Raw genomic sequence first — 20,322 nt, 5'->3', positions numbered from 1 at the left:
CGTGGGGATCAGCATCGACCACAACGCGGTCACGCGCGCGTCGGCGCAGATGGAGTCGGCAGCTGCGCAGATCGTGCCGGTGAAGCCCGAGACCAGGCTCGCGACCATCGCCACGGCCCTGCCCGGGTCGTCCAGCGCCGGGGCCGCCTCGAGCTGCGGCACCCGCTGGCGCACCGATCTCGACGCCTGGCACACGAACGCGACGGAGTACGCCCGGACGATGGAGGCCTGCTCCGAGGCGTACGCCACGACCGACAACACCGCGGCGGACAACTTCCGCCGCGCCGTTCCGAGGGGAGCGGCGTACTGATGGTCAGCATCTCCGAGCTTGCCTCGTGGAAGCCCGCGGACCTCAGCACCGCCGCCGACCTGCTCACGACCGACCGCGCGTCGATCCTCTCCCTCCAGGACGAGATCGACGGCGGCAAGCCACCGGCCGACTGGCAGAGCGACGACGCGACCAGGGCGCGGCAGCGGTTCACCACGATCCACGACGACCTGAACGACCTGGCGGCACCGTTGTCGCAGGTCATCTACGCGCTCGACGCCGCCGCCTCCGAGGTGCAGGCCGCTCAGTCCAGCCTCGCCTCGGCCCGGGCCCTGGCGGGCCAGCAGGGGTGGCAGGTCACCGAGACCGGCGGCCAGGTGGTGGTCTCCGACCCCGGCAGCACCTCGGGCGACCCCGACATGGTCCTGCACGCGCGCCTGGTGGAGTGCGCCACGCAGATCACCGACGCCCTCACCCGCGCCGACCGGGCCGACCACGACCTGCAGTCCGTGCTCACCTCCGCCGGGACCGGTGCCTTCGACGGCGGCACCGGGACGCTGGCCCAGGCCGGCACGCTCCCGTTCAGCCCGACCACCGAGGCCGACCGGCACGCCAACCAGATGGCCGCCTTTACCGCCTTCTACGGCCGACCGCCGACGAGCACCACCGACTGGAGCATGGCGGCGATGCTGGACCCCCACTCCTACCAGCCCAAGAACGCCGGCACCGACGCCGTCCTCCAGGTCGGCCGGATCACCCCCCAGCCCGGCAAGGGGCTGGTGCGGCTCGCGCTCTACATCCCCTCCGACGAGGTCTTCAACGTGCCCAACTACGACATCGGCGACAACCGGGGGCCCAACGAGCACTTCGACCCCGAGCAGGCGCGGGTGTCGCTCTACATCGACTACGAGACCGGCACGGTCGTGGCGCGTCAGAACCCGTCGGTCGACACCGAGGGTGAGGTCCGGGTGGCCTCGCCGCAGGTGCTGGTGTCGCAGACGACCACGGGCGCGGTGCGGGTGGAGTACGACGCGGCCAACCCGTTCTCCCCGCCCGACCCCACCGGCTCCCACACCGTCAAGGGCGACATCGTCGTCACGCCCGGCGGGGACGGCACCGACTGGGGCCTCGACGGCTCCATCGGGGACTACCCGGCGTTCGAGGTCTACCACGACGACCCGGCCGGCGGCGCGACGACGACGCTCGACCAGGACGCGGCCGACAACGAGGGGTCGCTCGGCCCCCTGCTCGAGCTCCCCCAGCACCACGACGTGGGGAGCGGGCCCGACTCGGACGCCATCAAGCAGTTCGGGCAGCTGGGACGTCCGATCTCGGGTCCCTACTACGAGTACGCGCCCCGCCACGGCGTCCAGCTGGGCGGGACCAGCGACCCGACCCAGATCGATCCCTGGCCCCCCTTCGGTCAAGAGGCTCCGGCCGGGGGTGTCTACGTATGAGCACCACGACCTCGTCCGAGACGGTCGTCCGCACGACCTCCTGGGCCGCCGCCACCTGGGTCACGCCGGTCGTCCCCGCCCTCTGGGTCCTGGTCTTCCTGCTGGTCGGGGGGAAGACCGGGGTCGGCGAGACCGAGACCGGTGGGTACGCCGCCGGCCTGGGCCTGGCCGTCGTGATCGCGCTCCTCGGCGCCGGGTTGACCCGGGCCCCGGGTGCGCACGCACGCGGACTCGGGATCGGCCTCGTGGCCGGTGGCCTGGCCTGCGCCCTGCCGAGCCTGTGGGTGCTGCTCACGTGAACGCACGCGCACTGCACGGCCCTCTGAGCCCCGTGGGCGCCGCTCTCGGGATCCTGCTGGTGGCCCTGCCCTTCGCCGTCGGTGGGATGGCCGCGCCCGCCGCCTTCACCTTCTGGCTCGGCGGACCGGTGGTGGGCCTGGGCCTGCTGACGTTTCCCGGCCGGGCCCGGCAGCTCGGCATCGGCCTGGTCGCCTCGGCCCTGACCTTCCCGCTGCTCCTGCTGGCCCTGGGCCTCGCCTCCGCGCTGTCCTGAGCCACGCCGTCCGGGGCTCGACCAGGTCCGCGGGCGGTCCCATGATGGACCCGTGCACACCTGGTGGCGGAGGGTCCTCGCGGCCGACCTGGAGCGCGTACGCCGAGACGGCCGCGAGCGGGTCGCGTGGTCGACGCGGATCACCGTGGCGGCCACGGCCAGCTACGTCGTCGGGATCCTGCTCTTCCCCGGCACCCAGCCGCTCCTCGCGCCGCTGACCGCCATGCTCGTGGTCCAGGTGACCCCGATGTCCCTGCTGGCCAGCGGCCTGGACCGCGTCGTCGCCGTCGTCTCCGGGGTCGTGCTCGCGATCGGCTTCGCCGCCGTCGTCCCCCTGCGCTGGTGGAGCCTGGGCCTGCTCATCCTGATCGCCCTCACGATCGGGCAGTACCTCCGGCTCCGCTCCAACCTGATCGAGGTCGCGATCAGCGCGATGCTCGTCCTCGGCGTCGGCTCGATCGGCGCGGAGACGGCCGCGTGGCAGCGGATCGCCGAGACGCTGGTGGGCGCGGCGGGCGGGGTGCTGATGACGTTGCTGTTCCCGCCCAAGGTCGCCGTCGCCGACGCCGGCGAGGCCATCGACGGGCTCGCGAACCGGATCCGCGCGATGCTCGACGACGCCGCCACCGAGGTGGACGACATCGCCGGCGACGGGGACCCCGAGCGGTTGGCGAGCCGGCTGCGGTCGGCGGCGGCCCGGTGGCTGGGGGCGGCACGCCAGATCACCTACGACATCCCCCAGGTCGGCGCCGCGCTGCTCCAGGCCGAGGAGGGCCGCCGGCTCAACCTGCGCGGCCTGCGCACGCCGCACGTCGAGCCCGGGCTGCGACAGGGCCTCGAGGCGCTCGAGCACTCCGCGGTCTCCCTGCGCGGCCTGATGCGCGACCTCGCCGAGGCCACCGACGGCAGCTGGCTCTCCGAGCCGGGGGGCAGCGCCGAGCTGCGTCGACTGGCCCAGTCCCTGCGCGAGATGGCCGCCGGCATCGGCGCGTTCGGCGATCTCGTGGCCAACGAGGGACAGGTCCGCACCGACCTGTCGCGCCACGACGTCGACCGCGTGCGCACCGCCCTGGACGACCTGCACCGCACCAAGGACCGGCTCGCCGAGGAGATCGCCTCGGCGTCGTCGACGGAGGTCCTCGAGCTGCGCAGCTCCCAGCGCAGCACGGTCAAGCGGCTGCTGCGCGAGCTCGACCTGGACCAGCGCGTACGCCGACAGCTGCGCCTGCGCCCCCACAAGCGCCCTCCGCTGCCGCCGCACCACTGGCCCCACCACGACGCCCCTCCCCCGCCGCCGCCCGGCACCGGCCCCGACGACGAGACCCAGGTGCTGCAGATGCCCCCGCACGTACGCCGGCCCCACCCGCCGCACCGCGGGGAGTTCTGAGGCTCAGCGCACGCCGAGCGCGTCGACTGCCGCGGCCACCTGCCCGGGACTGTTGACCGGGGTGAGGTGAGCCGCCCCCGGGATCACGGTGGGGGCCGGCGCCCCGATCCGCCGGGCCGTGGTGAACGGGGCCGACGCGGCGAACGTGTCGTCGGCGCCGCCGAAGACCACCCGCTTGGGGAACGGCAGGTCGCGCAGGCGGGCCAGCTCGGATGGGGGTACGCCGGGGACGCCCTCGTCGAGCATCGCCCACAGTCCCTGCTCGGCACCGACCACCTGGAGCGGCCGGCGCCACTGGTCGACTCCGCGAGCGTCGAGCCGGGGGCATCCGGCACCGCAGGCCGAGCCGTAGACCGACCGGATCAGCGAGTCCGAGCTCAGCACCAGGCGCAGCAGCGTGGTGCGGTACGGCTCGACCACCAGGTGCCGCAGGGGCGACTTCGCACCGGCTCCGGTGGCGAGCGCGTCGCCGTCGAGGAACACCACCCCACCCACCACCGACGGTCGTCGCAGCGCGGCCAGGGCGACGATCGCGGCTCCGCTGGAGTGGCCGACCAGCACGGGTCGACGCAGGTGCAGCGCCCGGACGAAGGCGAGGAGCTGGGTGGCCTGGTGCGCGGCGTCGTACGGCGCGACCCGCTGGCTGTACCCCCACCCGTCCAGGTCGAGCGCGAAGACGCGGTGCCCACGGGCCGCCAGCCGCTCCCCCACCGCCCGCCAGGTGTCGGCGGACTCCACGAAGCCGTGCACGAGCACGACCGGTGAGCCACTGCTCCCCCACTGCAGGTAGCGGGTGCGCACGTCGCCGGCCTGGACGAACCGCAGCCCCGCCGGCGCACTGCGGCGGCCGTCGGTGGCGGCGTTGAAGACCAGCGAGCCGACCGTCAGCAGGGCCAGCAGCACGACGAGGACGAGGACGACTCGACGCAGCCTGCGGAGGCGAGGCCTGGGTCGGCCGCCCTCGTCGGTGATGTCGGGACCCGTCAGTCGGCGAGCTTGGAGACGGCCTGGGCCCAGAGGAAGTACTTGTTGGTCCCGAGGTCGCGCACGGTCTTGATGCCGAACGCGCTCTGGAGGTGCTCGGCGTCGGAGTCGCTGACGCCCTCGAGCGCCGCCACCGGGGCGTCGGCCAGCTCGGAGATGGACTTGGTCTCCCACGCCTTGTCGAACTTGTCGCTGATGTCACCCATGCAGATCGTCCCTCTCGCCAGCGGTCCGTACGCCGGCCTGGCGGTCGGCCCTGTCAGGTCTAGCACCAGGACGGGCGCAGCGGAACACACGGAGCGTCGGGTCGGCGGGCACCTCGTGTCGGGACCGGCGGCCCTGCCCCCGAGGACCCTGTCCCAGGTGGACTGCACGCATGCCCCCGCGCCGCCGCCGCGCTCTCCTCGCCTCCCTCTCCCTCGCCGTCCTCTCCCTGGCGGCGTGCTCGGTGTCGCCCACCGCGATGCCGATGCACGATGGGACGACGGTGACACCCGGTGGAGGGGTGACCGGCCCGATGATGGAGCCCGGCGACGGTGCGGGTGGCTACCGGTGGTCACGGACCACCTGCGAGGTCCCGACCTCGGTCCCGGGCACGCCGGTGTCGGTGATGCTCGGCGACATGGGCATGGCACAGATGATGGGCGGGCAGGCGCCGCCGGGTGACCAGATGATGCTGCGCGCGGTGCCGATGATGGTCCGCCACGGCACCATCACGCTCGTGGCGTACAACCGCGGCTGGCGGGTACACGAGCTCGTCGTACTCCCCCTCGAGCCCGACCGCGCCGCGGGAGAGCGCGAGGTCGGAGGCGACGGCAAGGTCGACGAGGCGGGCACGCTCGCCGAGGCCTCGAGCAGCTGCGCGGCCGGGCACGGCGAGGGCATCGCGGCGGGCTCGGCGGGGTGGGTGACGGTGGACCTGCCGGCGGGCCAGTACGAGCTGGTGTGCAACCTGGAGAACCACTACGCCGACGGGATGCGGCAGGTGCTGGTCGTCACCTGAGGTCGGTCACTAGTCGGCCACGTCGACGTGGACGTGGTCCCGGTGGAGGAGCACGTCGGCGACCGCGGCGGGGCGGCCGGTGGTGTCGACGGCGTACGTCCTCCAGCCCTGGGCGGCACGAAAGGCCGACCAGATCCGGGCGTCGTAGATGACGGTGCGCACGCGGAGGCGCTCGGCGTGGGCCACGAGGTACTGCGCCACCGCCCAGCCGCGCTGCTTCTGCGTCGGCGTCGTCGTCGGCCGGTAGAACACGTCGATCGCGCGGCCCTCGTAGTGGGCGGAGCCCTCCATGTGGCCGGTGCTGACGCCGCCGGGGGCGTAGCCGCCGAGACGCTGCGGGCCGAAGGCGGCGAGCAGGTCGGCCCGGACCCGAGCGGCCCGCGCGGTCAGCCCGCGTCGGTCGAGAGCGTCGGGCTCCTCCCCCGGCGTACGGGGCGACGCGCAGGTCAGGGCACCGCGGGTGCGGCCGGTGAGCGCGTCGGTCACGACCGTGGTCTCCGCCGCGGTGAGCGTCACGCCGCTGCCGGCCGCAGCCCTGCGGACGGACGCTCGGGCGCGACCGTCCCCGGTGCGCGCCGCAGCGGCGGCTGTCGCGGTCGCTTCGGCCGCGTCGCGCGTCAGGCTCACGACCCGGCCCTCACCACCGCGGAGACCGGTGACGGTGCAGTCCGGGCCGAGCCCGGTCATGCGCCCCAGGGTGCCCCCGACCTCCGAGCGCGACACCGCCAGGAGGACCGCGACGAGGCCCAGGACCGCCGCGAGGCCCACGACGATGCGGATCCGCGGCATGGGTCCAGTGTCCGGGTGGGTCCAACCACGAGGACCGGCCGGTGGCGAGGAGCCGCCACCGGTAGTTGCCCAAGGGCCCGACCGTGCGGCGCCACGCCCGATAGCATCGCCGCCAGGGGGTCGGTCGCGGCTTCCCCACCGACTCGGGCGCCCGTCGGAGCCGGTCCTGCTCCCGACGAGAGGCGACGGTGACGATGTCCGAGATGCCCGCCAACCTGCCGCCGGTGCTCTACGTGCCGACCAGTCCGTTCGGTGACGACGGCCGCGCGCACATCGCCATGACGCCGCTGGCGGACGGGCGGATGGCCGTCTTCGCCTACTCCGCCCTGGACCGGCTCGCCGAGTTCTACGCCGCGGACGCGCCCTGGGCGCTGCTCACCATCGCCGACCTGCAGCGTGCCCACGCCGACGTGCCGTTCGACCTCCTGCTCGTCGACCAGCGACCCGTGGTCGCGGCCGGGGGGACGTCGTGAGCGCCGGCGCCGGGAGCCACCTGCGGGTCGACTACCAGGCGCTCGGACGGGCGCGCACCGCCCTGACGACGGCTGCCACCGACGTCGCCGGCACCGGCGACTCCAGCCCCGGCTCGGTCGACGCCGGCGACATGACCGGCCCCGTCTCGGCCCTGATCGGCGCGCTGACCGAGTCGGCGGCGGGCCTGGCCGAGGGCCTGCACGCCGCCGGGCAGAAGGTCGGCGACAACGCCGCCAGCTACACCGCCGCCGAGGAGAGCGCGGCGTCCGGGTTCCGACCGCCGGCCGGGGCGGCGTACTGATGGGCCTCGACACCGGGATCAAGGGCGACCCCACGAGCGTGGAGGCGGCCGGGACCTGGCTCACCTCCACCCTGGCCCCGAAGGTCGACTCCTCCGTGGACGCCCTCACCAAGGCGCGCACGACCGCCGAGGCCGACTGGGACGGCGCCGCCGGCACCGCGTTCGCCGCGACGATGCGCTCCTCGGCGACCAAGACGACCGCGCTGCACAGCGAGGTCACCAGCACCGGTCAGGCGCTGAGCACGTTCGGCGCCCAGCTGCGCACGGCCCAGCACGACATGGCCGACGTGCGGTCCACGGCCAGCGCCGCCGGGCTGACGGTCAGCGGCTTCACGATCACCGACCCGGGGCCGGGGCCGGCCAAGCCGGCGTACATCGCCCCGGGGACTCAGCTGCCCATCGAGGAGGCCAACACCTACAACTCGGCCCTCAAGGCGTACGACGACCACCAGGTCCTCGTCACGGCGTACGACACCGCGTGCACCCGGGTGAAGGAGATCTGGGACGCCTACGAGCGCCACAGCAAGGCCATCACCGACAAGTACCGCGGTCTCCAGGGCGCCCAGTGGGTGCTCACCGCCTCCGACATCTCCGGGGGCATCGCCGGCGGGGTGATGGAGTTCAAGGCCTCGTCGCTGCGCGGCACCGGCGAGTACTTCAAGGGGCTCTCCGCCCAGCACCTCGAGTGGGCGCGCAACGCCGACCCGGGGGTGGTCGGGAGGACCAGGTGGTACGCCGACCTCGACGACGCCACCAAGATGGGCCAGAACGCGGACGACCTGATCAGGTCGGCCGACGACCTCAAGGCGGGCAGCAAGTCGATCCCGCTCAAGGCCGGCGGCGTCCTGGCCGTCGCGGGCATCGCCTACGACATCTACAACGGCAAGGACCCCGTGCAGGCCACCGTCTCCGGCGGACTCGGCTTCGGCGCCTCGGTCGCGGCCGGTGCCGCGATCGGCACGCTGATCCCGGTGCCCGTGGTCGGGACCGCGGTCGGTGCGATCGTGGGCGCCGGCGTCGGGATCTTCACCAGCGGGATGGTAGACAACCTCTTCGAGGGCGGAGACCTCGGCGACGCGGCAGCAGCCGGCGTCGATGCGGTCAAGGACACAGGCGGTGCGATCGTGGACGGTGTCGAGTCGGTGGGCAGCGCCATCGGTGGTCTCTTTGACTGACGTGACCGATTCGAGACTCTCCTCGGGCCGACCCCGGATCCTGCCCCTGGTGGGCGCCGTGATCCTCCTGCTCATCGGCGCTTTCATGATCGTCGGGTCGATCGGCCGGTCCTCCGCCGTCCTGGTCCTCGGGGTGCTCGCCCTGGGCCTCGGCCTCCTCTCCGGCGCGACGCAGGTCCTGCGGTGGAGGACCTCGCCGCAGGCCCCGGGAACCGCGACGATCGGCTCGAGTCCGGACGGGCAGCCGATGCTGGTGGTGGCGGCTCCTCGCGCCACGCTGGTCCTCGCCGTCGCCGCCATGGCCTTCGTCGCGGCGTGCACGGTGATCGGTGCTGCCGTCGCCTTCGGCTCCGGGAACCCGACGACCGGGGTCGTGCTGGTGGTGATCGCCCTCGGCGTGCTCGCCTACCTCCTCGTCCCCGTGACGCGCGGGCTGCGCAGCGCCCGGGTCGAGCTGACGCCCGAGTGGATCGCCGCCGAGCGCTACGGCGCCCGCTGGCAGCTCCCCTGGAGCGCCGTGAGCGGCGCGGTCCCGCCCATGACCCCGGGCGCTCCCGTCGCCGTCACCGGGACGGGCACGACTGGCACGTCGCGGCCCTCCGGGTGGCCGGGGTGGCGCAAGCTCCCCGACGCTCCCCCCGGTGTGCTCCCGATCCCCACCGAGGAGCTGCCCGTGCACCCCGAGTCGCTCGCCCGGGTGATCGCCCTGTGCGCCACTGACGCCGACCTGCGGGCCCAGATCGGCACACCGGTCTCCACCGACTGGTCTCAGTGGCCGGCCGGGCCGCGCCGCTAGTAGTCCTGCCAGGTCCGTCCCGCACTGAGGACGCCGCCGCACCACCAACGCCGCCGGCCCGGCCCCTCGTGTGGAGGGACCGGGCCGGCGGCGTTCGAGCGTCAGACGGTCAGCTGCAACCGCTGGTGGAGCCGCAGCCCTCGCAGACGTAGCAGGAGCCGGCGGGACGCATCTTGGTGCCGCAGGTCATGCACAGCGGGGAGTCGATCGCGCTGCCGGTGATCTTCTCCATCAGCTCGGCCGAGGTGTGGGCCTCACGGGTGACCTGGGCCGGGACCTGACGGGCCTCGGCACCGTGGGTGTCCTTGGTCTCCAGCTCCTCGGCGCGGTTGTCGACGTCGTGACCGGTGGAGGTGGCCTCGACCGTCGCCGGCGTGGCCTCGGACTGGATCAGCTCGCCCGCCCCGCCGGTCTCCTCGATCGCCTCGTAGGACCCGGTCTCGAGCTGGCGCTGACGCTCCTCGGCGGAGTAGATGCCGAGCATGGAGCGCTCCTCGAAGGACAGGTAGTCCAGCGCCAGGCGGCGGAAGACGTAGTCCATCAGCGACTGCGACATCCGGATGTCGGGGTCGTCGGTCATGCCCGAGGGCTCGAAGCGCAGGTTGGTGAACTTCGAGACGTAGGTCTCGAGGGGAACGCCGTACTGCAGGCCGATGGACACCGCGATCGAGAAGGCGTCCATCACGCCGGCCAGGGTCGAGCCCTGCTTGCCGAGCTTGAGGAAGACCTCGCCCAGCTCGCCGTCGTCGTGGGCACCCGAGGTCATGTAGCCCTCGGCGCCACCGACGGTGAAGCTGGTGGTGCGCGAGGCACGGCTCTTGGGCAGACGCTTGCGGAAGGGCTTGTGGATCTCGACGATCTTCTCGACGACCTCGGGGGCCACCTCGGCCGCCGAGGACGTGGACTGACCCTGGTCCTTCTTGGCCTGGTCGGACTTGCCGTCGGACAGGGGCTGGCCGACCTTGCAGTTGTCGCGGTAGATCGCGGTCGCCTTCAGGCCGAGCTTCCAGCTCTGCAGGTAGACGTCCTCGATCTCCTCGACCGTGGCGGACTCGGGCAGGTTGACCGTCTTGGAGATCGCGCCGGACAGGAACGGCTGGCAGGCCGCCATCATCCGCACGTGACCCATCGGCTTGAGCGAACGGGCACCCATGGCGGTGTCGAAGACCTCGTAGTGCTCGGTCTTCAGGCCGGGGGCGTCGATGACGTGGCCGTTCTCGCCGATGAACTCGACGATCGCCTCGATCGACTCCTCCTGGTAGCCCATCTTCTTCAGGGCCCGCGGGATCGTCTGGTTGACGATCTGCATGGAGCCGCCGCCGACGAGCTTCTTGAACTTGACCAGGGAGAAGTCGGGCTCGATGCCGGTGGTGTCGCAGTCCATCATGAAGCCGATGGTGCCGGTGGGCGCGAGCACGGAGGCCTGCGCGTTGCGGAAGCCGTTCTTCTCGCCCAGCTTCTGGACCTCCGCCCAGGCCTTGGTGGCCTCCTTGTGCACGCCGGCGTCGTGGACGCCGAGGGTGCGGACCACGTCGTTGGCGGCCTGGTGCTTGCGCATGACGCGCTTGTGGGCGTCGGCGTTGCGGGCGTAGCCGGCGTACGGGCCGACGATCGCGGCGAGCTCGGCGGAGCGCTTGTACGACGTGCCGGTCATCAGCGAGGTGATGGTGGCGGCCATCGCGCGGCCGCCGTCGGAGTCGTAGCCCAGGCCCATCGCCATCAGCAGCGCGCCGAGGTTGGCGTAGCCGATGCCGAGCTGGCGGTAGTTGCGGGTGGTCTCACCGATGGGCTCGGTCGGGAAGTCGGCGAAGCAGATGGAGATGTCCATCGCGGTGATGATCACCTCGACGGCCTTGGCGAACAGAGGGGCGTCGAAGGTGTCGTCGTCCTTGAGGAACTTCAGCAGGTTCAGCGACGCCAGGTTGCACGAGGAGTTGTCGAGCGACATGTACTCCGAGCACGGGTTGGACGCGGTGATGCGGCCGGTCTCGGGGTTGGTGTGCCAGTCGTTGATCGTGTCGTCGTACTGCAGACCCGGGTCGGCACAGGCCCACGCGGCCTGGCTGATCTTGGTGAAGAGCTCGCGGGCGTCGACGGACTCGATGACCTCGCCGGTGTCGCGGGCACGCAGGCCGAAGGTGGTGCCGTCCTCGACGGCGCGCATGAACTCGTCGCTGACGCGGACCGAGTTGTTGGCGTTCTGGTACTGCACCGAGGTGATGTCGGCACCGCCGAGGTCCATGTCGAACCCGGCGTCGCGCAGCGCCCGGATCTTGTCCTCCTCCTTCATCTTCGTCTCGACGAACTCGACGATGTCGGGGTGGTCGACGTCCAGGACGACCATCTTGGCCGCGCGGCGGGTGGCGCCACCGGACTTGATGGTGCCCGCGGAGGCGTCGGCACCGCGCATGAAGGAGACCGGGCCGGAGGCCGTGCCACCGGAGGAGAGCAGCTCCTTGGAGGAGCGGATGCGGGAGAGGTTGAGGCCGGCGCCGGAGCCGCCCTTGAAGATGAAGCCCTCCTCCTTGTACCAGTTCAGGATGGAGTCCATCGAGTCGTCGACCGAGAGGATGAAGCAGGCCGAGACCTGCTGCGGCGACTGGGTGCCGACGTTGAACCAGACCGGGGAGTTGAAGGAGAAGTACTGGTTGACCAGCAGCCAGGTGAGCTCCTCGCCGAACACGACGCCGTCGGCCTCGGTCGCGAAGTAGCCGTTCTCCTGACCGCCCTTGACGTACTGCGTCACGACCCGGTCGATGAGCTGCTTGAGGCTCCACTCACGGGCGTCGGTGCCGACGGCGCCGCGGAAGTACTTGGTGGTGACGATCGTCGAGGCGTTGACGCTCCAGGTGGTGGGGTACTCCACGCCACGCTGCTCGAAGACGACCGCCCCGGTCTTCCAGTTCTGCTGGACGACGTCGCGTCGCTCCCAGGTGAGCTGGTCGTAGGGGTGCACACCCTCGGTGGAGAACGTGCGCTCGACCTTCATCCCACCCTTCTTGCGGGTGCCGCGTGCGTTCGTTCCGCTGACCGTCTCCGTCATGTCCCTGCTCCCTAGTGCTGCTCAGTGGTGGCGCTTCGCGTGGTGCGTCTGTCGGTGCTGCTGGTGGTGCCTCGGTGGTGCTCGGTCGTGCTGGGTGCTGCTCGGTGGTGCTGGTGGCCCGGTGCGGTCGCTTCCCCACGACCACACCGGGCTGATCGGGGTCAGCCGGTGGGCTGAGGTTGGTGCTCGCTGGGATCGCCGTCGAGCTGACGCTCGGCCTGGAGCAGCGCGATCTCGGTCTCGAAGTCGGCCGCGCTGGTGAAGGCCTTGTAGACGCTGGCGAAGCGCAGGTAGGCGACCGCGTCGAGCGTGCGGAGCGGACGCAGGATGGCCAGGCCGATCTCGTGGGCGGGCACCTCGGCCCAGCCCTCGGCGCGCAACGCGTGCTCCACGGTCTGCCCCAGGCGGGCCAGGTCGTCCTCGGAGACCGGTCGGCCCTTGCAGGCCTTGCGCACGCCCGCCACGGCCTTGTCGCGGGTGAAGGGCTCGCTGGTGCCGCTGCGCTTGACCACCATCAGCTGCATCTGCTCGACGGTGCTGAAGCGCTTCTCGCACGCGGGGCAGCTGCGGCGGCGGCGGATCGCGGACCCGTCGTCGGTGACGCGAGAGTCGAGGACCCGGGTGTCGGTGCTGCGGCAGAACGGGCAGTGCATCGCGGGGCCTCCTCTCACGGGGCGCAGGTGGTCTGCAGGACGTCCCAGAGGTAGAACCTGTGGTTCGACCTGTGGATTCCGGTGGGAAAACCCGCCTGCCCTGTGGGTAAGTCGGGATTTCTGTGACACCAGATGTGGATAACTACAACGTTGTAACTACTAGATGTAGTGGTAACCGTACGCGGGGTGGCGGTGGTGCGCAACACACTCCAGCGATTGATCCGGCGGTGGCGTCGGACCCTCGACGTTGTCCCAGGTCACGGGCCGGGAGAGGTCTGGATTCGTCATGCGGGGCACCCTGCCACCGAGGTCCGACAAGACCCTGGGGACGACCGCGGGGCCTGTGGAGAAGCGCCGGCGAGCCTTCTCGCCGCTCCCCCACGCGACCCCCGGCACAATGACCCCGTGGACCGCGCCCCCTTGCCCCGACGCCGACTGCTCACCCTCGCGACCGGCACGGCCCTCGCGGTGGTGGTCTGGGTCCTCCTGGTCGTCGCGGCCGTGCGGCTGGTGGGTGCGGCCTCCGACCGAGGGGTGGGCGGCTGGCTGCTGGTGGTGCTCGTGTCGGCCGGGGCCGCCGCCGCCCTGTTCGTCGGGCTGCTCCTCGGCGTACGACTGGTGGCCGTGGTGCGTCGCCGCGAGCCTGCTCCCGCACCCCCACGTCCCAAGGGCGGCAAGCGCGCCGCACGCTGACGCCCGGGGGTACGCCGCCGCGCCCGTGTGGGTGCCGCCGCGTAGGGTCCGACCTCGTGATCGCACGATGAGCAAGATGGACGCCCAGCGCGCCATGCGCGAGGCCAAGTGGGCCCGCACGCAGGCGCGAGCTGCCCAGGCTGCGACGACCCCGGCGGGCACACGCCCGCGTCCACCCGTCGCGCCACCTGCGGACCGCGCGCCGGCCCCGGGCCGGGACACCCCGCCCGACACCTCCGGGGCTCCGACCACCTCGGCCTCGGCCGAGGCGCTGTGCGGTCACGCCTCGATGAACGGGCGCACCTGCACCCGCCCGGCGGGCCACCCGCAGAAGTCGCACCGTTACTCCTGAGCCTCCTGGTGACCTCTGGGACGCAGCACCACCATGGTGACGTCGAGGTCCGCACGGTCTGTCCACAGGGCGGCTCGTCGGTGTAGCGAGTCCTGAGCCGGGGTAGTTGACTCCCCGATGTCTCGGGATCGACTCAAGGAGTGATCGATGCGCCCGCTCACCCGCGCACTCGCCACCACCGCCCTCACCGGCTGCCTCGTGCTGTCCTCCGGGTGCGGCGGCAACCCCACCCCAGCTCCCCCACCGAAGACCTCGCCCAGCCCCACGGCCTCCGCGTCCTCCGCCCCGACGCCCCCGGCGCTCCCCGCTGCGGCCAGGGAGAAAACGAAGGCCGGCGCGGTTGCATTCGCGAAGCACTACGTGTCGCAATTGAACTACGCCGCATTGACGGGTGACGTAGGCGAGTTGCGAGCCCTTGCTCTGGGTTCGTGCGCGGGGTGCCAAGCGCTAACGTCGGGGATCGCCAAGGTTTACGTCAACGGAGGCAGTATCCGAGGGGGAGAATGGACCGTCGTTGGCTCCAAGACCTATGGATTCACCCAGGGCCACTTCTTCTTGGACCTAGCCATCCGGTCCAGTCGTCAAGTGGTCAAGGAGTCCAAGACTTCGACACCCCGCACGTTCCCAGGATCCCGGGGGCAACTTCGTGCCTTTGTTCTTGAGCGACGCGCGGGTGCATGGCGTGTTTCTGAACTGGATCCCAAGGCATGAGGCACATCGGACTCATCGCCTGCGCATTCCTGCTTGCGTTGACACTTCCAACTGTCGCCCTGGCGGACTCCGGAAACGGTGTGAGCCCTAACGACGCAAAGGACTACTTCAGCGTTTTGCTTTCACGCGCCAAGAAGGGACAGGCGATAAAGGCCCCGCGTGCAGTCGCCCCAAGCAGCGTGTCCAGAGCATCAACAACTGAGCCGGCGCGACGAAGCGCGCCGACGGTCCGGTACGCCTATCGAACGCCCTGCGGCGGCGGGATTGGCAACCCCGCCACAGGTGCGTCGGTCTGCCCCGGCAACATCTGCGGGCCGGGTCAGACCATGTACCGACTGTGGCGAATTACGACTGCGGCAGAGCAGCCGCTGGGGCTCACCTGCACCGGCGGGGCCGGACCACCGGCTCTCCCCGCAGCGCTGGCTGCTCCCCCGCCGCCCCAGGTCACGGACGCGATGGTGCTGACGGCGTTCCGGCGCATCCCGGTGCCGGGGCTGAGGTCGATCAGCCAGCCGGCGGGGAAGACGCTCATCAACTTCGACACGATCTTCCACACCCAGGCGCAGCCCCTGACGCGGAACGTCACGCTGCTGGGGCAGCAGGTGCGGCTCGCCATCCGGCCGGCCCGCTTCACCTGGGTGCACGGGGACGGGACCAGCAGCACGACGACGACCCCGGGGGCGGCGTACCCGAGCAAGGAGGTCGTGCACCGCTACCAGCACGCCCACACGACGGTGGAGCACCGCGTGGTGGTCACCTGGACGGCGCAGTGGTCGCTCAACGGCGGCCCGCTGCGGCCGGTCACCGGGACCGTCACCACCACGGGCCCCGCGACCCCGCTGCGCGTGGCCGAGGCCAGCCCGGCCCTGTCCGGCGAGGGCCACTGAGGCACTGCTCGAGCCACCTCGGGACCGAGACACCGCTAGCGTCACCCCATGCTGCTGCGCCGACGTCCTCACCTGCCTCGGACCACCGGTGACGCCGGGACAACCTCCCGTCGACTCACCGCGGGGTACGCGGTGCTCGCGGCCACCGACACCTGGCTGGCCGGACGCCCTGAGGCGTGGGCGCACCGGGCCCGGGTGATCACCAAGCCCGCTCTGATGCCCACGCTCGCGGGCTCGTTGCTCCTCGCCCCGGGCGCCGCCACCTCGCCAGTGCGGTCCTCCACCCTCGTCGCCGAGGTGGCCGGGTGGGGTGGCGACGTCGCCCTGCTGCGTGAGGGCACCGGAGCCTTCCTGACCGGGGCGGGCAGCTTCGCCGTGGGCCACGCGGCGTACCTGTCGGGGTTCTGGAGGCACCGTCGACGCGAGCCCCTGCTCGACGCACTGGGTCCGCGCGTCGTGCTGGCGACCGCGGCGACCACCACGCCGGTGATCGCCGTCCTGGCCGGGCGGCACGACCGGGTCCTCGCCCTCGCCGTCCTGGCGTACGCCGGCGCGCTGGCCACCATGACCAGCGCCGCGCTCCACCTCGACCGGGAGCTGCCGACCCGCGCTCGCGTCCTCGTCGGGGCGGGGGCCGTCCTGTTCCTGGTCTCCGACACCGTGCTGGCGTGGAGGACCTTCGCACCGCCGCCAGCGCTGCCCCCCGCACCGGGGCCGGCGGCGGAGCTCACCTCACCCGCCACCGGGGTGCCGGCACCCAGCCCACGACCCGACCCGTGGGAGCGCCTGGTGATGGGGACCTACACGACGGCTCAGCTGCTGATCCGTCTCGGAGCCGGTGCCGCCGGCACACCGAGCGTGGTCTCGACGACGGACGCACGGCTCCGCGCCTGAGTGATCGCCGTCTCGACCGGCTGGACGTGACCGTGGGGCGGAACCGGTGTGATGCGGTCCCGCCCCACGTCTTCCCCTGCGCCACCGACCCGGGTCGAGGAGGTCGGTGGCGCGAGCAGTGTGATGCCTCAGCCGAGGGGAACGGCGAGCTTCTGGCCCTCGCTGAGCGAGGACGACGGGAGCGAGTTCAGCTCCTGGATCTGGTGCACCGTCTCGCGGATGTGACCCGGGGCGGCGACGTCTGCGGCGATCCCGTAGAGCGTGTCGCCCGCGTGGACCGTCACCACGCGCACCGGGGGCGGCGTGCCGGCGTCGCGGGTCGCGACCGCGGAGAACCCGCCGAGGGTCAGCAGGACGGTGAGGGCCGCACCCAGGAACACCGCGAGCGCGGTCAGCCGACCGCGCCGGGTCAACCGCACCCGGCTGCGGGCCGGGGCCGGGGCGGCCCGTCGCGCGGTGGCCCGCCGGGGGCCGGCGGTGCGCTGCTGCGGCACGACCAGGGCGAGCCGACGGTCGCCGTAGTCGAGGTCGAAGACCGTGGCGAACTCGACGTCGGTGGCGTCCAGGACCGGGCCCGCCGAGCGGACCAGGGCCTCGAACGCGGAGTCGTCGTGGACGTGGGGGGTGATGTTCAGCGTGCTCATCGGTCAACCTCTTTCGGGGAAGTGCCCGCTCCGGGTGGAGCGGACGAGGGAAGCGACCCCTGCTTGGTGTGTGCTCCGATGTCTATCGGCGACCACCGACAAGACCTTCCGCCCGGACGGGCTGGACCTTGGATCGGTGACGTCCGAACAGACATTCGATCGAACACATGAGCGACGTTAGAGCACGTGTTCGAACGGAATCAAGCATTTCGTCGAACAAATGTTCGGACGGGCTCGGCGCTGAGCGCGACACGCCGTTCGAACATGTGTTTGAAGTGACCCGTGTGACTGGACTAGGTTCCCTTCCATGGCGACTCGCGAATCCTCGAACGGCAAGAGCACCGCGGGTCGCGTCACGGAGCTCCCGGACGCGGCCCCCGACAGCACGGGACTGACCCCACGTCAGCAGCGCATCCTCAACGTGCTGCGCGAGAGCATCGAGAAGCGCGGCTACCCGCCCAGCATCCGCGAGATCGGCGAGCTGGTCGGCCTGACCAGCTCCTCGAGCGTGGCCCACCAGCTGCGCGTGCTCGAGCAGAAGGGCTTCATCAAGCGCGACCCCAACCGGCCGCGCGCCCTCGAGGTCTTCATCCCCGAGCTGATGGCCGCCCGTCGTGCCATCAGCGAGGCCGACGAGGCCGGCTACGACCCCACCGGGTCCGGCGACGCCATGCCGACCGCCACGATGGTGCCCATGGTCGGGCGGATCGCCGCCGGTGGGCCGATCCTGGCCGAGGAGCGGGTGGAGGAGATCTTCCCGCTGCCGAAGTCCCTGGTCGGCGACGGCACCCTGTTCATGCTGGAGGTCGCCGGCGATTCCATGATCGACGCGGCGATCTGCAACGGCGACTACGTGGTCGTCCGCAAGGAACAGACCGCCGAGAACGGCGACGTCGTGGCCGCCCTGCTGGACGGCGAGGCCACGGTCAAGACCTTCCAGCGCAAGGACGGGAAGGTGTGGCTGATGCCCCACAACGACGCCTACGACCCCATCGACGGCACCTACGCCACCATCCTGGGCAAGGTCACCGCCGTCCTGCGGAGGATGTGATCCCGAGATTGTGTGACTGCTTTGTCCGTTTTGGGTGACTAGGACGGTTTTGCGGCGCATGATCACGGGGTGACCCGACGTACGACCTCTGCCCTGGCTCTCGTGACCGGCGCCCTCGTGGCGTCCGGTGCCGTTGTGACCGTCGTCCACGGCGGCGCGGAAGCGGCGCCCGGCCCCGGCGCCACCCGGGAGCAGGCCGGTGTCCAGGCTGTCGCGGCGCCGCCCGTCACGGTGCGCACCTCGTCGATCGGGAGCAGGCGCGGGACGTCGGCCCCGACCGGCGCCCCCGCGCTGCCGAAGCCGGCCGCCACCGCCGGGTCGACGTCCGTGCCGACCAAGCCGCTGCGTCACGGCTCGCCGGTCCACGTGGTCGCCACCAGCAACCTGCTTGCCCGGCCGACCCACGGACAGGCCGCGGTCGACGCCCTGGGGGGCCGGATCCACGAGGCCGCCCGTCGCAGCGGCGTCAGCGCCGGTCGCCTGCGCCAGCTGCTGACCACCGACTCCACCGCCTGGGTGGGTCGCAACGGCAGCCTGTTCTACCTCGACCCCGCCGCCCACCGCGTCGAGGCGGGCGCGGCCACGACGTCCGGCCCGAGCACGACGGCTCGACTGGCCCTGCCGGCCGACCAGACCTTCAAGCTGCACAGCAACCCGGGCTCGACGCACAAGATCTTCCTCGACATGGACGGGGCCTACGTCAGCGGCACCGGCTGGAACTACAACGGTCTCGCCGCCGGCTCCGTGGCCGGCGTCAACGGCGGCGGCAGCACCTTCACCGAGGCCCAGGACGCCTGGATCCAGGAGGTCTGGCGCCAGGTCTCGGAGGACTACGCGCCCTTCGACATCGACGTCACCACCGAGGACCCCGGTGTCGCCGGCTACACGCGCTCGAGCGACACCGACACGGCGTACGGCACCCACGTCGTGTTCACGATGAACTCCGCCACCAAGTCCAAGCTCTGCAACGGCGTCAACTGCCTCGGCCTGGCCATGGTCGGCACCTTCGACCTGGTCGACTCGGCCGGCGTCTACCAGCCCGCCTGGGTCTTCGCCGACGCCACCACCAACGCCACGATCGCCGCACAGGGCGCCGCCCACGAGGCCGGCCACACCCTGGGGCTGAGCCACGACGGCACCAAGACCGCCGGCGCGGGCAGCTACTACGCCGGGACCGCCGCCTGGGGTCCGATCATGGGCTTCGCCACCAACCGGGCGTTGAGCCAGTGGAGCAAGGGCGAGTACGCCGACGCGAACGAGACCCAGGACGACCTGGCCGTGATCGCCGCCAACGGCGCTCCCCTCAAGGCCGACGACCACGGCGACACGACCGCCACCGCCGACCAGCTCGGCGCCGCGACGTCGTACGCCGCGACCGGGATCATCTCGACGCGCACCGACGTCGACGTCTTCGCCGTGGACCGTGCCTGCACGGGCACCTTCACCGCCAGCGCCTCCGGGATCGGCGCGCAGACGGCCCTCGACCTCTCCCTGTCGCTGCGCGACTCCACCGGCGCGCAGGTCGCCTTCAACAACCCCGCCAGCGGCAACACCGGCGGGTCGTGGCCCCAGTCGACCGGCATGAACGCCGCGATCTCCACGACGCTGGGGGCGGGGCGCTACTACCTGACCGTCGACGGCGTGGGCGCCGGCGACCCGACGAAGACGGGTTACTCCGACTACGCCAGCCTCGGGCAGTACACCCTGGCCGCCTCGGGCTGCAGCGCGGCCACCGCCTCCCCCACGACGCCGGCCCCCTCGATCACCCCCACCCCGACGCCCTCGCCCACCGGCTCCCCCTCGACGGCACCGGTCACCGCACCGGAGCACCCCCCGACGGTCACCGTGAGCGCCTCCCCGACCACCCCGCCCGTCACCATCCCGGCGCTCTCGCGCCCCGGCGCCCCGCGGATCGGCTCGGCCTCCTCGGGCTCGTACGGCGGCTCGGTCACCGCGACCGCTCGCTGGACCCCGCCGCTGACCCTGGGCGGCGCCCCCATCACCCGCTACCGCGTCGCCGCGCGCAAGCTCGACTCGCGCAACCGCACCGTCGCGACGTACTACGCCTCGTCCTACTCCGCTCCCACGGCCCGCAGCCTCTCGATGCGCCTGCCCCGCGGTCGCTACCAGTTCGTGGTGATGGCGTGGAACAGCGTGGGGGCCTCCACCTGGTCGTCGGCCTCGCGGATCGTGACTGCTCGCTGAGT

The 20,322-nt window shown here is 72.0% G+C and carries 23 protein-coding genes; 17 read left to right on the top strand and 6 right to left on the bottom strand.

Annotated elements, in window-relative coordinates:
• The first annotated feature begins 1 nt into the window (after position 1).
• From ACYVDA_RS04675 to ACYVDA_RS04655, 5 genes are read left to right on the top strand one after another with little or no spacing between them, the layout of a single operon-like run.
• Positions 2-310 carry a hypothetical protein gene (locus tag ACYVDA_RS04675; protein ID WP_460815414.1) on the top strand — a complete coding sequence of 103 codons (309 nt, stop codon included), beginning with the start codon at positions 2-4 and terminating at the stop codon, positions 308-310.
• The gene (locus tag ACYVDA_RS04670) at positions 310-1,725 is read left to right on the top strand and encodes a hypothetical protein (RefSeq protein WP_460815412.1); all 1,416 of its coding nucleotides are present in this window, start codon (positions 310-312) and stop codon (positions 1,723-1,725) included. Before ACYVDA_RS04675 ends, ACYVDA_RS04670 begins: the two co-directional genes overlap by 1 nt.
• Complete coding sequence (locus ACYVDA_RS04665; RefSeq protein WP_460815409.1) at positions 1,722-2,024, top strand: hypothetical protein; 303 nt, start codon at positions 1,722-1,724, stop codon at positions 2,022-2,024. Before ACYVDA_RS04670 ends, ACYVDA_RS04665 begins: the two co-directional genes overlap by 4 nt.
• Entirely contained in the window at positions 2,021-2,278 is a 258-nt protein-coding gene (locus ACYVDA_RS04660; RefSeq protein ID WP_460815405.1) for a hypothetical protein, read from the top strand. Before ACYVDA_RS04665 ends, ACYVDA_RS04660 begins: the two co-directional genes overlap by 4 nt.
• A gap of 52 nt (positions 2,279-2,330) precedes the next feature.
• Complete coding sequence (locus ACYVDA_RS04655; protein WP_460815403.1) at positions 2,331-3,665, top strand: FUSC family protein; 1,335 nt, start codon at positions 2,331-2,333, stop codon at positions 3,663-3,665.
• Positions 3,666-3,668: 3 nt separating this feature from the next.
• Here ACYVDA_RS04655 and ACYVDA_RS04650 read toward each other — a convergent pair whose 3' ends face one another.
• Both ACYVDA_RS04650 and ACYVDA_RS04645 read right to left on the bottom strand, forming a co-directional pair.
• Positions 3,669-4,568 (bottom strand): alpha/beta fold hydrolase, encoded by a 900-nt coding sequence (locus ACYVDA_RS04650; protein WP_460815401.1) that lies wholly within the window; start codon positions 4,566-4,568, stop codon positions 3,669-3,671.
• 80 nt (positions 4,569-4,648) lie between these two features.
• On the bottom strand, positions 4,649-4,855 hold the full coding sequence (locus ACYVDA_RS04645; protein WP_460815399.1) for a hypothetical protein: 207 nt from the start codon (positions 4,853-4,855) through the stop codon (positions 4,649-4,651).
• Between the two features lie 170 nt (positions 4,856-5,025).
• On the opposite strand from ACYVDA_RS04645, the gene ACYVDA_RS04640 reads away from it, so the two are divergent.
• A complete protein-coding gene (locus ACYVDA_RS04640; protein WP_460815397.1) occupies positions 5,026-5,652 on the top strand; it encodes a cupredoxin domain-containing protein in 627 nt (208 codons plus the stop codon).
• 9 nt (positions 5,653-5,661) lie between these two features.
• Here ACYVDA_RS04640 and ACYVDA_RS04635 read toward each other — a convergent pair whose 3' ends face one another.
• Positions 5,662-6,441 carry a hypothetical protein gene (locus ACYVDA_RS04635; protein ID WP_460815395.1) on the bottom strand — a complete coding sequence of 260 codons (780 nt, stop codon included), beginning with the start codon at positions 6,439-6,441 and terminating at the stop codon, positions 5,662-5,664.
• Positions 6,442-6,635: 194 nt separating this feature from the next.
• On the opposite strand from ACYVDA_RS04635, the gene ACYVDA_RS04630 reads away from it, so the two are divergent.
• From ACYVDA_RS04630 to ACYVDA_RS04615, 4 genes are read left to right on the top strand one after another with little or no spacing between them, the layout of a single operon-like run.
• Entirely contained in the window at positions 6,636-6,914 is a 279-nt protein-coding gene (locus ACYVDA_RS04630; RefSeq protein WP_460815393.1) for an SAV_915 family protein, read from the top strand.
• Positions 6,911-7,216: a hypothetical protein gene (locus tag ACYVDA_RS04625; protein ID WP_460815391.1), complete on the top strand. Its 306-nt coding sequence runs from the start codon at positions 6,911-6,913 to the stop codon at positions 7,214-7,216. The genes ACYVDA_RS04630 and ACYVDA_RS04625 overlap by 4 nt, the downstream gene beginning before the upstream one ends.
• Complete coding sequence (locus tag ACYVDA_RS04620) at positions 7,216-8,391, top strand: hypothetical protein (RefSeq protein WP_460815387.1); 1,176 nt, start codon at positions 7,216-7,218, stop codon at positions 8,389-8,391. Before ACYVDA_RS04625 ends, ACYVDA_RS04620 begins: the two co-directional genes overlap by 1 nt.
• 1 nt (position 8,392) lies before the next feature.
• Positions 8,393-9,187 (top strand): hypothetical protein, encoded by a 795-nt coding sequence (locus tag ACYVDA_RS04615; RefSeq protein WP_460815386.1) that lies wholly within the window; start codon positions 8,393-8,395, stop codon positions 9,185-9,187.
• Between the two features lie 109 nt (positions 9,188-9,296).
• Here ACYVDA_RS04615 and ACYVDA_RS04610 read toward each other — a convergent pair whose 3' ends face one another.
• Both ACYVDA_RS04610 and nrdR read right to left on the bottom strand, forming a co-directional pair.
• Positions 9,297-12,230 (bottom strand): vitamin B12-dependent ribonucleotide reductase, encoded by a 2,934-nt coding sequence (locus ACYVDA_RS04610; protein ID WP_460815384.1) that lies wholly within the window; start codon positions 12,228-12,230, stop codon positions 9,297-9,299.
• Between the two features lie 161 nt (positions 12,231-12,391).
• Positions 12,392-12,883: a transcriptional regulator NrdR gene (gene nrdR, locus ACYVDA_RS04605; protein ID WP_460815382.1), complete on the bottom strand. Its 492-nt coding sequence runs from the start codon at positions 12,881-12,883 to the stop codon at positions 12,392-12,394.
• 405 nt (positions 12,884-13,288) lie between these two features.
• Between nrdR and ACYVDA_RS04600 the strand changes: the two genes are divergently transcribed.
• The 5 genes from ACYVDA_RS04600 to ACYVDA_RS04580 all read left to right on the top strand — a co-directional run bounded on the left by ACYVDA_RS04600 (position 13,289) and on the right by ACYVDA_RS04580 (position 16,420).
• Positions 13,289-13,576 (top strand): hypothetical protein, encoded by a 288-nt coding sequence (locus ACYVDA_RS04600; protein ID WP_460815381.1) that lies wholly within the window; start codon positions 13,289-13,291, stop codon positions 13,574-13,576.
• A gap of 67 nt (positions 13,577-13,643) precedes the next feature.
• Positions 13,644-13,928, top strand: a complete 285-nt coding sequence (locus ACYVDA_RS04595; protein WP_460815378.1) for a hypothetical protein — start codon at positions 13,644-13,646, stop codon at positions 13,926-13,928.
• 147 nt (positions 13,929-14,075) lie between these two features.
• Complete coding sequence (locus tag ACYVDA_RS04590; protein ID WP_460815376.1) at positions 14,076-14,639, top strand: DUF6318 family protein; 564 nt, start codon at positions 14,076-14,078, stop codon at positions 14,637-14,639.
• A gap of 326 nt (positions 14,640-14,965) precedes the next feature.
• Positions 14,966-15,526: a hypothetical protein gene (locus ACYVDA_RS04585; protein ID WP_460815373.1), complete on the top strand. Its 561-nt coding sequence runs from the start codon at positions 14,966-14,968 to the stop codon at positions 15,524-15,526.
• Positions 15,527-15,574: 48 nt separating this feature from the next.
• Positions 15,575-16,420 carry a lysoplasmalogenase gene (locus ACYVDA_RS04580; protein WP_460815370.1) on the top strand — a complete coding sequence of 282 codons (846 nt, stop codon included), beginning with the start codon at positions 15,575-15,577 and terminating at the stop codon, positions 16,418-16,420.
• Positions 16,421-16,548: 128 nt separating this feature from the next.
• Here ACYVDA_RS04580 and ACYVDA_RS04575 read toward each other — a convergent pair whose 3' ends face one another.
• Positions 16,549-17,064: a LysM peptidoglycan-binding domain-containing protein gene (locus ACYVDA_RS04575; RefSeq protein WP_460815367.1), complete on the bottom strand. Its 516-nt coding sequence runs from the start codon at positions 17,062-17,064 to the stop codon at positions 16,549-16,551.
• Between the two features lie 307 nt (positions 17,065-17,371).
• Between ACYVDA_RS04575 and lexA the strand changes: the two genes are divergently transcribed.
• Both lexA and ACYVDA_RS04565 read left to right on the top strand, forming a co-directional pair.
• The gene (lexA, locus tag ACYVDA_RS04570) at positions 17,372-18,115 is read left to right on the top strand and encodes a transcriptional repressor LexA (protein ID WP_460815364.1); all 744 of its coding nucleotides are present in this window, start codon (positions 17,372-17,374) and stop codon (positions 18,113-18,115) included.
• Between the two features lie 102 nt (positions 18,116-18,217).
• Entirely contained in the window at positions 18,218-20,320 is a 2,103-nt protein-coding gene (locus tag ACYVDA_RS04565; RefSeq protein ID WP_460815362.1) for a M12 family metallo-peptidase, read from the top strand.
• Positions 20,321-20,322 lie beyond the last annotated feature (2 nt).

It is taken from the genome of Nocardioides korecus, from assembly GCF_054778395.1.
The sequence above is the reverse complement of the archived record's forward strand: the minus strand, read 5'-3'. Positions and strand labels throughout refer to the sequence as shown.

Coding starts and splice junctions, on each gene's coding strand:
- ACYVDA_RS04610 (WP_460815384.1), bottom strand. CDS start 12,230: ATGACGGAGACGGTCAGCGGAACGAACGCACGCGGCACCCGCAAGAAG.
- nrdR (WP_460815382.1), bottom strand. CDS start 12,883: ATGCACTGCCCGTTCTGCCGCAGCACCGACACCCGGGTCCTCGACTCT.
- ACYVDA_RS04585 (WP_460815373.1), top strand. CDS start 14,966: ATGTACCGACTGTGGCGAATTACGACTGCGGCAGAGCAGCCGCTGGGG.
- ACYVDA_RS04670 (WP_460815412.1), top strand. CDS start 310: ATGGTCAGCATCTCCGAGCTTGCCTCGTGGAAGCCCGCGGACCTCAGC.
- ACYVDA_RS04665 (WP_460815409.1), top strand. CDS start 1,722: ATGAGCACCACGACCTCGTCCGAGACGGTCGTCCGCACGACCTCCTGG.
- lexA (WP_460815364.1), top strand. CDS start 17,372: ATGGCGACTCGCGAATCCTCGAACGGCAAGAGCACCGCGGGTCGCGTC.
- ACYVDA_RS04640 (WP_460815397.1), top strand. CDS start 5,026: ATGCCCCCGCGCCGCCGCCGCGCTCTCCTCGCCTCCCTCTCCCTCGCC.
- ACYVDA_RS04590 (WP_460815376.1), top strand. CDS start 14,076: ATGCGCCCGCTCACCCGCGCACTCGCCACCACCGCCCTCACCGGCTGC.
- ACYVDA_RS04580 (WP_460815370.1), top strand. CDS start 15,575: ATGCTGCTGCGCCGACGTCCTCACCTGCCTCGGACCACCGGTGACGCC.
- ACYVDA_RS04620 (WP_460815387.1), top strand. CDS start 7,216: ATGGGCCTCGACACCGGGATCAAGGGCGACCCCACGAGCGTGGAGGCG.
- ACYVDA_RS04575 (WP_460815367.1), bottom strand. CDS start 17,064: ATGAGCACGCTGAACATCACCCCCCACGTCCACGACGACTCCGCGTTC.
- ACYVDA_RS04645 (WP_460815399.1), bottom strand. CDS start 4,855: ATGGGTGACATCAGCGACAAGTTCGACAAGGCGTGGGAGACCAAGTCC.
- ACYVDA_RS04595 (WP_460815378.1), top strand. CDS start 13,644: ATGAGCAAGATGGACGCCCAGCGCGCCATGCGCGAGGCCAAGTGGGCC.
- ACYVDA_RS04635 (WP_460815395.1), bottom strand. CDS start 6,441: ATGCCGCGGATCCGCATCGTCGTGGGCCTCGCGGCGGTCCTGGGCCTC.
- ACYVDA_RS04630 (WP_460815393.1), top strand. CDS start 6,636: ATGTCCGAGATGCCCGCCAACCTGCCGCCGGTGCTCTACGTGCCGACC.